The organism is Muriventricola aceti (genome assembly GCF_025567565.1).
GTDB classification, from domain to species: Bacteria; Bacillota; Clostridia; order Oscillospirales; family Oscillospiraceae; genus Lawsonibacter; species Lawsonibacter aceti.
Genome location: NZ_JAOQKF010000003.1, coordinates 77,143 through 88,281 on the forward strand (window position 1 = coordinate 77,143; position 11,139 = coordinate 88,281).

11 protein-coding genes are annotated in these 11,139 nt (G+C 59.4%); 4 read left to right on the forward strand and 7 right to left on the reverse strand.

Annotation, left to right across the window (positions count from 1 at the left end; genetic code table 11):
- Window positions 1-175: 175 nt before the first annotated feature.
- Complete coding sequence (locus OCV64_RS04385) at window positions 176-2,248, forward strand: elongation factor G (RefSeq protein ID WP_147572684.1); 2,073 nt, start codon at window positions 176-178, stop codon at window positions 2,246-2,248.
- 355 nt (window positions 2,249-2,603) lie between these two features.
- Here OCV64_RS04385 and OCV64_RS04390 read toward each other — a convergent pair whose 3' ends face one another.
- The 7 genes from OCV64_RS04390 to OCV64_RS04420 all read right to left on the reverse strand — a co-directional run bounded on the left by OCV64_RS04390 (window position 2,604) and on the right by OCV64_RS04420 (window position 7,932).
- On the reverse strand, window positions 2,604-2,927 hold the full coding sequence (locus OCV64_RS04390; RefSeq protein ID WP_186852290.1) for a VOC family protein: 324 nt from the start codon (window positions 2,925-2,927) through the stop codon (window positions 2,604-2,606).
- Between the two features lie 33 nt (window positions 2,928-2,960).
- On the reverse strand, window positions 2,961-3,842 hold the full coding sequence (lsrF, locus tag OCV64_RS04395; RefSeq protein WP_186852289.1) for a 3-hydroxy-5-phosphonooxypentane-2,4-dione thiolase: 882 nt from the start codon (window positions 3,840-3,842) through the stop codon (window positions 2,961-2,963).
- Window positions 3,843-3,845: 3 nt separating this feature from the next.
- Window positions 3,846-4,844, reverse strand: a complete 999-nt coding sequence (locus OCV64_RS04400; protein ID WP_262669415.1) for a dihydroxyacetone kinase subunit DhaK — start codon at window positions 4,842-4,844, stop codon at window positions 3,846-3,848.
- A gap of 37 nt (window positions 4,845-4,881) precedes the next feature.
- Window positions 4,882-5,490 (reverse strand): DAK2 domain-containing protein, encoded by a 609-nt coding sequence (locus tag OCV64_RS04405; protein WP_262669497.1) that lies wholly within the window; start codon window positions 5,488-5,490, stop codon window positions 4,882-4,884.
- A gap of 225 nt (window positions 5,491-5,715) precedes the next feature.
- Complete coding sequence (locus OCV64_RS04410) at window positions 5,716-6,648, reverse strand: sugar-binding transcriptional regulator (RefSeq protein WP_262669416.1); 933 nt, start codon at window positions 6,646-6,648, stop codon at window positions 5,716-5,718.
- Between the two features lie 112 nt (window positions 6,649-6,760).
- Entirely contained in the window at window positions 6,761-7,414 is a 654-nt protein-coding gene (locus OCV64_RS04415; RefSeq protein ID WP_186852287.1) for a CatA-like O-acetyltransferase, read from the reverse strand.
- Between the two features lie 5 nt (window positions 7,415-7,419).
- Window positions 7,420-7,932 (reverse strand): GNAT family N-acetyltransferase, encoded by a 513-nt coding sequence (locus OCV64_RS04420; protein WP_186852286.1) that lies wholly within the window; start codon window positions 7,930-7,932, stop codon window positions 7,420-7,422.
- A gap of 177 nt (window positions 7,933-8,109) precedes the next feature.
- On the opposite strand from OCV64_RS04420, the gene OCV64_RS04425 reads away from it, so the two are divergent.
- The 3 genes from OCV64_RS04425 to OCV64_RS04435 all read left to right on the forward strand — a co-directional run.
- Window positions 8,110-8,652 carry an NUDIX domain-containing protein gene (locus tag OCV64_RS04425; protein WP_240288628.1) on the forward strand — a complete coding sequence of 181 codons (543 nt, stop codon included), beginning with the start codon at window positions 8,110-8,112 and terminating at the stop codon, window positions 8,650-8,652.
- Window positions 8,653-8,693: 41 nt separating this feature from the next.
- On the forward strand, window positions 8,694-9,398 hold the full coding sequence (locus OCV64_RS04430) for a response regulator (RefSeq protein ID WP_147572668.1): 705 nt from the start codon (window positions 8,694-8,696) through the stop codon (window positions 9,396-9,398).
- A 234-nt stretch (window positions 9,399-9,632) separates the two neighbouring features.
- Window positions 9,633-11,139 (forward strand): cell wall metabolism sensor histidine kinase WalK (locus tag OCV64_RS04435; protein ID WP_262669417.1); only part of this gene is annotated, 1,507 nt, incomplete at its 3' end.

An 11,139-nucleotide genomic window follows, 5' to 3' on the forward strand; every position in this document is an offset into this window, starting at 1 on the left:
TGGGCACTTTTCACGAAAAATAGTGAGAACTCCCGGCGGGCACTGGGGAAAGAGCTGCTCCCATGCCAAAAAAACAGTTGTCAGAGAGACGAATTTAATGTATAATGACTAACAGCATGTAACGCCTCACAGGGGCGGAGCAATAGTCCAACACATAAGGAGTGGAAACAAGATTATGAGCTATTCTGTACAAAACATTCGAAATGTCTGCCTGCTGGGCCACGGCGGGAGCGGAAAGACCGCTCTGGCGGAGAGCCTGCTTTATATGACTGGCGCCCTGGACCGGATGGGCAAGTCTGTGGACGGGAATACGGTCTGTGACTATGACCCGGAGGAAGTCAAGCGTCAGATCTCCATCTCTCTGGCGGTCGCTCCCCTGGAGTACAAGGGCTGTAAGATCAATGTGCTGGACGCCCCCGGTGGCTTCGACTTTGCCGGTGAGGTGATGGAAGCCCTGCGGGCCGCTGACGCCGCTATCATCGTCTGCTCCGCCAAGGACGGCATCTCCGTGGGACTGGAGAAGGCGTGGAAATACTGCGAGGAGCGGAATATGCCCCGCTTCATCTACATCTCCAAGACGGACGAGGAGAACTCCGACTACAACGCCACCTTTGAGGCCCTGCGTGAGAAGTACGGCAACAAGATTGCCCCCGTGGTGGTCCCCATTTGGAATGAGGGCAAGAAAGTCACCGGGATCATCGACGTGCTGAACAAGCGGGCCTATGAGATGCAGAACGGCAAGCGGGTGGAGATCGACATTCCTGAGGGCAAGGAGGCGGTCATCACCGAGTTTAACGATGCGCTGAAGGAGTCTGTGGCCGAGACCAGCGAGGAGTTTATGGACAAATTCTTCGGCGGAGAGGATTTCACATACGCTGAGATGATCCAGGGCCTGCGTCAAGGCGTGCGGGAGCTGTCTCTGTTCCCCGTGCTGTGCGGTTCCGCCGTCAACACTATGGGTTCTCTGATGCTGATGGACTATATTGTGGATCTGCTGCCTAACCCCATGGAAGGTAACTACCACAAGGCCACCCGTCAGGACGGCGAGACCGAGCCCTTCGTGGTGTCCCCCGGCGGCGTGCCCACCGCTTTTGTGTTTAAGACCGTGTCCGACCAGTACGGCAAGTACTCCTATATCAAGGTGTTGTCCGGTGTCATCACCTCCGATTTGACATTGGTCAACGCCCGCACTGGCGCCAGCGAGAAGCTGGGCCGCCTGTATGTTATGCGGGGCAAGAAGGCCGAGGAGGTCAAGGAGCTGGGCTGCGGCGACATCGGCGCCATCGGCAAGATGGAGAAAGTCAAGACCGGCGATACCCTGTGTGACCCCCGGAAGGTGGTAGCCCTGAAGCAGATTCCCTTCGCTGAGGCCTGTTACTCCGTGGCCATCGCCCCCAAGACCCGGGGGCAGGAGGACAAGGTGGCTCAGGGCCTGAACCGGCTGAATGAGGAAGATCCCTCCTTCTATGTGGTGAACAACGCCGAGACCCACCAGATGGTCATCTACGCCGCCGGTGACATCCAGGTAGACGTGCTGGTTTCCAAGCTGAAAAGCCGTTTCAACGTGGATGCTGAATTGAAGGCGCCCCGCGTGCCCTACCGGGAGAAAATTCGCAAGACGGTCCAGAAGCAGGGCCGGCACAAGAAGCAGACCGGCGGCTCCGGACAGTTTGGTGACGTATGGATCCGCTTTGAGCCCAACCTGGAGGAGGAAGAGATGGTCTTTGCCGAGGAGGTCTTCGGCGGCTCCGTGCCCAAAAACTTCTTCCCCGCTGTGGAGAAGGGTCTGCGTGAGGCCTGCGTCCACGGCCCCCTGGCCGGCTATCCAGTGGTCAACCTGAAGGCCGTGCTGTATGATGGAAGCTACCACCCTGTGGACTCCTCTGAAATCGCCTTCAAGACCGCTGCCCAGCTGGCCTATAAGGCGGCTATGCCTGAGGCCAACCCTGTGCTGCTGGAGCCTGTGGGTGAGCTGAAGGTCACCGTGCCTGACAGTTACATGGGCGATGTCATCGGCGATTTGAATAAGCGCCGAGGCCGTGTCATGGGCATGACCCCCACTGAGGGCGGCGAGCAGGTGATCGAGGCCGAGGTACCCATGGCTGAAATGACATCCTATGCGATTGACCTGCGGGCGATGACTCAATCCCGCGGCTCCTATGTGTTCCACTTTGTCCGCTACGAGGACTGTCCCCCTGCGGCTCAGGAGAAGGCCATCGCCGCTGCCAAGGCCATGGCTGAAGAATAAGGTGATTACAATGTCCGCCCCTTTCGGGGCGGACATTGTTTGGCTGGCAGTCAGGGTGGGCGCTTCAATGGCATAAATTCGGAGCGGAGCGAAGAATTTTCGGAAGGAGAGCTTTACCTGCATGACATGAGGATCGGAAAAGAAAGAGGACCCGCCGGCATAGCCGTGAAGGGGACTGCCCCCGCAGCCCAGGGGAAGGCCGGCGGCGCCTGCAGGGACGAAAACCAAATAGAAACTCCCGCCCTATGACAGGGCGGGAGTTTCTATTTAGGATATCTTTTATGATATAAAATAGAAAAAGTTCAGAAGTAAAAAGACTGCCAGAGAAGGCAATCACCCCAGAGCCCGGCGGGGCTCAGGCCTCCTGATACAGCTCCAGGACCGCCCCATCCTTCCAGACAAAGGCCAGCCGGTCCCCCTTGCCATTGGCGTCCATAGGACCACAGATGACGCTGTCGGCGTCGGCGATGTACTTCTCCAGGTCGTCCACCTTATAGGCTACATGGGGGAGGTGGTGGAGCACCTCGGGGAATGGGGTGCCCTCCTCAAACTTCAGATACTCGATCTTGTAGTCGTAGTCGTCCACGTTGCTGACCCAGAACTTGGCGCCCTCGTTGTATGTCATATTGGGCTTACGGTTAGTGATGGGGATACCGATGTGCATATACTCAGCGGACATAAGAGTTCCTCCTATCCTATTTGTATTCAAAACTTAGGCGTGTTTGACGGTCTCATACACCTCGTAGGCCTGCTGGGGGGTATAGCCCTCGTGGACCACCTTGCCGATGGCCTGGGCCATGCCGGCGGGGCAGTCGGACTGGAAGATGTTGCGGCCCATGTCCACCCCGTGGGCCCCCTCCTGGATGGCCTTGTAGGCCATCTCCAGGGCCTCCAGCTCGGGCAGCTTCTTGCCGCCGGCGATGACGATGGGCACCGGACAGGCGGCGGCTACCCGCTCGAACCCGTCGCAGTAGTAGCTCTTGACGAGGTTGGCGCCGTTCTCGGCCAGCACGCGGGTGGCCAGTTGGAAGAATTTTTCCGTACGCTCCATCTGCTTGCCTACGGCCACCACACCCAAGGTGGGTATGCCGTAGCGGGTGCCGGCGTCGGCGGTGCGGCACAGCAGCTCCAGAGAGCGGGACTCTCCGGGGGCGCCAATGAAGGTCTGCACCGCCACGCAATCCGCGTTCATGCGAATGGCGTTTTCCATATCACAGGCGAAACCGCCGCCGTTGGACATCTCGTCAAACAGGACGGTGGTGTCATAGGTCACCCGGACGCACTTGGCTACCTGGTTAGCGGGGGAGACGCAGGAGCGGATGACGCCCTTGGTGCCCATGAGCACGTTGACATGGGGGATGAGGGGCGGGATGACCAGGTCGATGCGCTCCAGTCCGGCGGTAGGGCCCATGATATAGCCGTGGTCAAAGGCCAGCATGACGGTGTTGCCCGACTTGGGGTCAAATAGGCGGGCCATGCGGTTTTTCATGCCCCAGTCGCAGTGGGAAGCGCCTTTGACAAAGAATCCCTCCTGGACCTGGGGGATGTCCAGGTGGTAGTCGTGGGCGGCCTTGTTTCCGATGTTGTCAGCCATATCTTACTCCTTGCTGTAAGCGGGGGTGTGGCAGGGGGTGTTCCACAGGCGGATGAACTCCTCGTCCCACTTGGCGATGTTCATCTGGAAGCCGCCGGCCTCCTGAACGGTGAGGATCTCGCCCACCATGCTGGCCACCACTTCCACGCCCTTGGCCTTCAGGAACTCCACGGTGTCTTTAAACAGCACCAGCATCTCCATCATGGTGGTGGCGCCACAGCCGTTGATCATAACGAAGGCCTTGTCCCCTTCCTTCAGCTCCAGCTTCTTGCACAGGGCCTCAGCCACGGTGGCAACCGTGTCCTTGGAGGACATCATGGGCACCCGGACGCCGCCGCCCTCGCCGTGCTGGCCGGCACCGATCTCCATTAGGTCGGTCTCGCCCAGGTCGCCGAAGGACATCCCGTTCTGGGGGTGAGTGGCGTCGGTGGACTTGACGGTGACAGAGGCCATGCTGCCGGCATAGCGTTGGGCGATGTCGGCCACCTCGTCCAGGCTCTTACCCTCCCGGGCCGCGGCGGCCGCGATGTGGTACAGGGCAACAGCGCCAGCCAGTCCGCGCTTGTTGTCCTCGCCGTTGGGGTCGTACTGGATCTCCTCGCCGGTGACTACCTGGCGGAAGTTCAGCCCCGCCTTCTTGGCCAGCTTGATAGCCTGCTTGCCGGCAAGCTGGTCGCCGGCGTAGTTCAGGGTGAGGAGCAGTACGCCATGGCCTTTGTCAGCCAGCTTCATGGCGTCGAACACTAGCTGGCCGTTGGGAGCGGCAAAGATATCGCCCACGGCCTGGACATCCAGCATCCCCTTGCCGACAAAGCCGGCTTGGGCAGGCTCGTGGCCGGAGCCGCCATAGGTGACGATGGTCACCCGGTCGGCGTCTGCCAGGTCCTTACTGATTACCAGGTGGCCGTCTACGTCCAGAATGTCGGGGTAAGCCAGGCCCAGGCCCACCAGCTCCTCGTCGGTGATGGTCTCAGGGGCGTTGATGAATTTTTTCATTTTCATATGGAATCCCTCCTGTTCAAAATTGAGGATTATTCGTTTACATCTGGGCCAGACCCTGGAAGAAATAGGCCATGGAGGCGGCCCCGGCGTCCGGGGTTCCGATGGTCTGTGTGCCGTAGCTCTTGGCCCGGCCGAATTTGGAAACAAACTGGCGGGTAGCCTCCGCACCCTGGACCGCTGCCTGGGCGGCGGCAGTGAACAGCTCGTTCTCGTCGCTGCCAGGATAGGTGGCGATGGCCTGGCTGGCTGGGATCAGAGCGTCCATCATGGTCTTATCCCCCACCTTCGCTCCGGACATGTCGTCCAGCTCGGTAAAGGCACGGGCAAAGATGGCTTTAATGCCCGCCACGTCGATCTCATCTCCTTCAGGGGCCTCCTCCTGCATTCCGTCCAACCAGGTGTTCCACAGGGGGACGGCACTGCCGCCGTTGAGCGCCATAACAGCCGTAGCCGCGTCGTCCAGCATCGACTGGATTCCGCCTTCCGCCCCGTCTACCGCGGCGGAGATCGCTCCGGCGATCTTGGCCATAGTAAGCCCGTGGTCGGCGTCGCCGAACTTGGAGTCGATCTCGGTCAATTCAGCCTCCGCCGCCGCGACAGCGGCACAGGCGTTTTTCAGCCGATCCTGAAACTCACGTTTCGTCATCACGATGTCACCTCCTTCTGTGCGTGACCAAAAGGGTCCCGCCGTTTACATTGGATTTATTGGTTACGTCTGTGCGTAAATCCTATCGCAGAAATTAACAAAAGTCAATAATGAAACGTTTTTTCTCTATAATTTACATAGGAAATCGAAAAAAATTAGACGAAATAGACAAAAATGTAACTTCCCAGAGGAGGCTGCTCTCCTCTGGGAAGTTACATATGTTATTTATTGCTCCAGCAGGGCCTTGACCAGGCCTGTCCGGGCGACAAGATGGGTAAAAAACCCGGACTGGAGGGCACCGCGCAAGGCCCGCACACTGGTGTTGGCCGAGCACACGCCGATGAGATTGGGGCATCGCCTCAGCACGTCTATGGGGACCTGAATGGCGAAGTCCTGTTCCGACTGGATTATCTTGCCCTCCTCATTGAAATAATAGGCCAGCATCCGCCCACAGGCGCGGTGGTGCTGGAGCAGACTGCCGTACCGAACCAGGGAGGCGAAGTCAGGACTGGAGGGATAGTTTCCAATGTTGACCAGTGCGGTATCGATCTGTTCCCACTGTTGATAGATCTGCCGATAGACCTCTGTGGAGCAGAGCAGCTGCTTTTCCTCCAGGCTGTCGGGCAGAGCCGGAAGATAGAGAAAGTGAGGGGCGGCACCCAACTGCTGGGCCATCAGCCGGACGTTTTCGTTGGACTGATAATTCCGGGCTGGGATACTGGCGTTGCCCACCAGAGGGCAGATGTCGGTGACGCCGCTGTGGGGCTGAGGATTTTCTTCCAGCCAGGTCACCAACTGTCCGATCAAGTGTCCCCAGCCCACACCCAGGCGATGGGCACCGAGCTGTCCCAGCAGCTCAACGGCCCCCTTGGAGAGGGTCTGATTGGTGGCGTCGTCGTCCTCGCCGTCCTCTACCAGGACGCCGCCCCGGATGGAGCTAGACAGCCGGAGCCGGTCCAGCAGACTCGCCGCCTTCGCCCCAGGCTCATGGATGGTGATCTCCACCACCCCCAGCTCCCGCGCGTCAGAGAGCATCCGGCTGATGAGAGGACGGGATACCCCCAGCTCTCGGGCGATATCGCTCTGCTTCTGATCCTCCAGATAATACCTGCGGGCTACATAAGCCAAGCGGGCCCGTTTTTCTTGACTTGTTTTCACGACTATACCTCTTTTGCCGAAAAGTGTTACATATGTTACTTATAGCACAAAAGAGGCCCGCTTGCAACGACAAAGTACAAGATGGGACAAAATGTCTGACAGGAGACTTTATTCACATCATGCCAGACCAGGCCAGAAAATGATCGGGCTCTGCCAGGATTTGCTCCAGGGACTGGAAAAAGAGATGGCAGTGATAGCCGTCCGCCGCCCCATGGTGGACCTGGAAGGTAAAGGGCAGGATGATGTTGCCCTGCCGCTCCTGAAATCTGCCCCAGACAAACATGGGGCGAAGGAAGTTTAGACTGCTTTTCATCTGAAAGGAGAGGCCGGTGTAGGAGAACCAGGGGACACAGGAGAGCAGCACAGAGTCTTCCCGGCTGGCGGTCAGCGTCCCATCCGCTTCAAAGCGGTCCAAAGCCGCTGACATGGCGCGATAAAAGGCGGAAAAGTCCCGGTCATATTCCGTGTTCAGGCTGGCCATGTTGTGGGAGCGCCGGTCCAGCACCGTATACTCCGCATGGACGAGATCATAGAATCCAGGACGGCCTTGTGGGTCGAGCCCCATACGGAACTCCTTGTGCTGGTTGACCGCGGTGACCACCGCCCAGACAAGGGAGGGATAAAATCGAAGGCCCCTGGCCTTGACATAGGAATGGAACCGGGTGATAGTCAGCTCTCGCGTCAGAGCAAAGCTGCAGTCAAGGCCGAGAAATTCCTCGAATATAGCCCGCCGGTCCCAACGCTCCAGATCGATGGGAGAAAACAAGCCCCTCACTCCTTCCCGCTGTCCCAGCGCCAGCCCGCCGGGACCTCACGTTGGTAGGCCAGGCGGGGAGAGCCGTCCTCCATCCAGACGGTGCCGCACAAGGTGAAGCCATTTTTGTCTAACACCCGCTGCATGGGGCGGTTGGCCGGGTGGGTGTCGATGCGTACGCTGCCGCCCCGCTCCAGGCACCAGAGGAGGCACCGGGAGGCTACGCCCCGGACCTCTCCCCGGCTGGCTACTCGGTGGACGGCCCAGTAGGGCCGGTCGTTGAGCCAGGCACCCTGAATGACCTGGTAATCCGGGTCGTCCCAGCACATGGCGGCAAAGACGCCCTGGATGCGGCCATCCAGGACACAGACATGGCAAAACCCCTGACGGATATCGTCCTGGACCAGATCTTCCGGTGGATAGACATCCCGCCACTGGTCCGGGTTGCCCGCCTGTGCCATGAAGCGGCGGGCGATGGCGTAGATCTCCAAAATGTCCGGCAGATCGGACGGAACGGCGCGACGAATCATGGAAAGGCCCCCTATCATTTCAGTTTGTTTACTCATTATACTATGTTTTAACTACCTCGTACAGCGGCGATGGGGAAATTTTGCGGCGGAGAGAGACCTTGCGTCTTTACCAGTTCCCCCTTGTGTGGTATACTGATTTCAAATGGGTCCCGGCAGGGGCCGGAAGGAGGACAGGACATGGAGCTGACCGAGAGAACGGTAAGCAGCCAGACGATCTTTCGGGGCAGGATCATTCGGGTCGACATGGACCAGGTGGAGCTGCCCGACGGGAAAACGGCGGACCGGGAGGTCGTCTACCATCCGGGCGGGGTGGCTGTCCTGGCATTGGACAGGGACAACAGCGTGAGCCTGGTCCGCCAGTTCCGCTACCCCATCCGGCAGGAGCTGCTGGAACTGCCCGCGGGCAAGCTGGACCACGGGGCGGAGGAGGACCGTCTGCTGGGGGCAAAGCGGGAGTTGAGCGAGGAGACGGGGCTGGAGGCTGAAAAGTGGACATATCTGGGCTATACCCTGGCGTCGCCCGGCTTCTGTGACGAGGCTCTGCATATGTATCTGGCCCAAGGGCTGACACGCAAAAAACAGCACCTGGATGAGGACGAGTTTCTGGATGTGGTCACCATGCCTTTCCAGCAGCTGGTGGAGCAGGTGATGGACGGCACCATCACAGACGCAAAGACCGTGGCTACCACTCTGAAAGTAAAGGTGCTGCTGGGCCTGTGAGAGACCGGCGGCATTTGTGAGAAAGAGAAGGAGGGGATCTTGTGGGCAAAACCATCTTGATTGTAGAGGATGAACAGAATATCGTGGATATCCTGTCCTTCAACCTGAGCCGGGAGGGCTATGATACCCTGGAGGCATACGACGGGCCCGCCGGCTTACAGCTGGCCCTGGAAAATGACCCGGACCTGATCCTGCTGGATCTGATGCTGCCCGGAATGGACGGCTTTGAGGTGTGCCGGAAGGTGCGGGAGAGCGGGTCTGCCGCCCCTATCATCATGCTCACTGCCAGGGAGGAGGAAGCGGACAAGGTCCTGGGGCTGGAGCTGGGGGCGGACGACTATATCACCAAGCCCTTCTCCATGCGGGAGCTGCTGGCCCGGGTCAAGGCCAATATCCGGCGGGTGGCCATGTCCCCCGCTGTCCCCGCGGCACAATCCGGCCTTGGCACGATTAAGGCGGGCAGAGTCAATATTGACCGGGACCGTGCCACCGTATTCAAGGATGGGCTCCCCTTGGAGTTGAGCCAGAGAGAGTACGATCTGATCTGTTTCCTGGCTGCCCAGCCCGGGAAGGTCTTTTCGAGGGAGGCCCTGATGGAGCATGTATGGAATTATGAGGGCTATGTAGGCGACGTTCGGGCGGTAGACGTGGCGATCCGCCGCTTACGAGAGAAGATCGAGGACGATCCGGCCAACCCCGAGTTCATCCGCACCAAGCGGGGAATGGGCTATCTTTTCGGCGAGTGAGATTACAGTGCCGGCCCCATAAGAGCGAGGGAGGAATGCCCGTAAGGGCGTTCCGAGGAAAGCGGACTTTGGGAGAGAAAGCCGCCGAAGGCGGCAGACCGAAGCGGAGCCCAGCGAAGCGGGTCCGGTTCGGAGAGGAGGAACAAGGGAGCGAGGGACAAGGGAGCGAGGGAGGAATGCCCGTAAGGGCGTTCCGAGGAAAGCGGACTTTGTTCCGACGAAAGGGGGTGCCCCATGCGTAGTCTGCATATGAAGTTGGTCATGATCATGGTGCTGCTGATCCTGTCCCTGATGATGGTGGTGGGGGCCTTCCTGATCAACTCTGTGACCGCCTTTTATCTGGAGGATTTTTATAGCCAGATGTCCGACGTGTTCAGCGACCCCGGCCTGGTGTCCGACCTGACCACCGAAACTCCGGATGAGGAGAACGGTGCGGAGAGAATGGCCGATGTGCTGGACGCCTATGTCGGCGTGCTGGGGGTGGACGGGCGCAACCGCAAGCTGTATATCCTGGACAGCGATGGAGTGTGCCTGGTGGCTCCTGAGGGGGAGAACCAGGTATTGGAATATACCAAGAACCTGAATTTTGCCCTGAATACCGGGCTGGAGACCAACGAGGTGGGGGATGAGAGCAATCTGGCCGCCGATTATATGGACTTGGCCGTCCCCATCCACCGGGGGGACGAGGGCTATGTCATCTACATCCTGGACAACAAGGCCACTGCCAACAGCCTGACCGAGAAAATGTTTCTCTTGATCATGGAGGCCCTGGTCTTTGGCCTGGTCATCTCGGTGCTGTTGTCCTTCCTGCTGTCCAAGACGATGGTTACCCCTATACAGCGGCTGACGGAGGGGGCCATGCGGGTGGCAGAAGGGGACTTTTCCCGGAAGATCCAAGTGGCCTCGCGGGATGAGATCGGAGTGCTGACCGATACCTTCAACGACATGGCGGACCAGCTCCAGGATACTCTGCGCCAGGTGGAGAACGAGCGCAACAAGCTGGATACCCTCTTCCTCCACATGACCGACGGCGTGGTGGCCTGTTCCCGGGATGGAAAGGTCATCCACTCCAACCCTGCCGCCGACCAGATGCTACTGCGGCACATCGGGCCGGAGAGCGACTATGGCCAGCTCTTTGGCGATATCGCCCCTCTAGATCAGGTGCTGGAGGCCCCCGACCATCTGGAGGGAGAGCTCCAGGTCCGGGACCGGTTTCTCCAGTTGCTGCTGGCCCCCTTTGATCGCGGCCGGGAGGGCGGCGGCGCCTTGGTGGTCATCCACGATGTGACTGCCCAGCGGAAAAACGAGGAGATGCGCCGGGAGTTCGTGGCCAATGTGTCCCACGAGCTGCGTACCCCCCTGACCAATATCCGATCCTATGCCGAGACCCTGGCGGAGAGCGCCGAGGACATCCCACCCGCCATGGAAAAGAAATTCCTGGGGGTTATCCTCAACGAGAGCGACCGTATGACCCACATTGTCCAGGACCTGCTCACCCTGTCCCGCCTCGACTCGGGCAGGGACGATCTGAAGCTGGGCCGCTTCTCCTTCGAGGCGGCGCTCCAGGATTTGTACAACGCAGTCTATATGGAGGCCCAGCGCCATGCCCACACCCTGAAGCTGGAACTGGAGTCAGAGCTGCCCGCCATTGTGGCTGACCGGGAGCGGGTGCTCCAGGTTATGATGAATATCGTGTCCAATTCCATCAAATATACCCCCGACGGGGGCCATATTACCATCT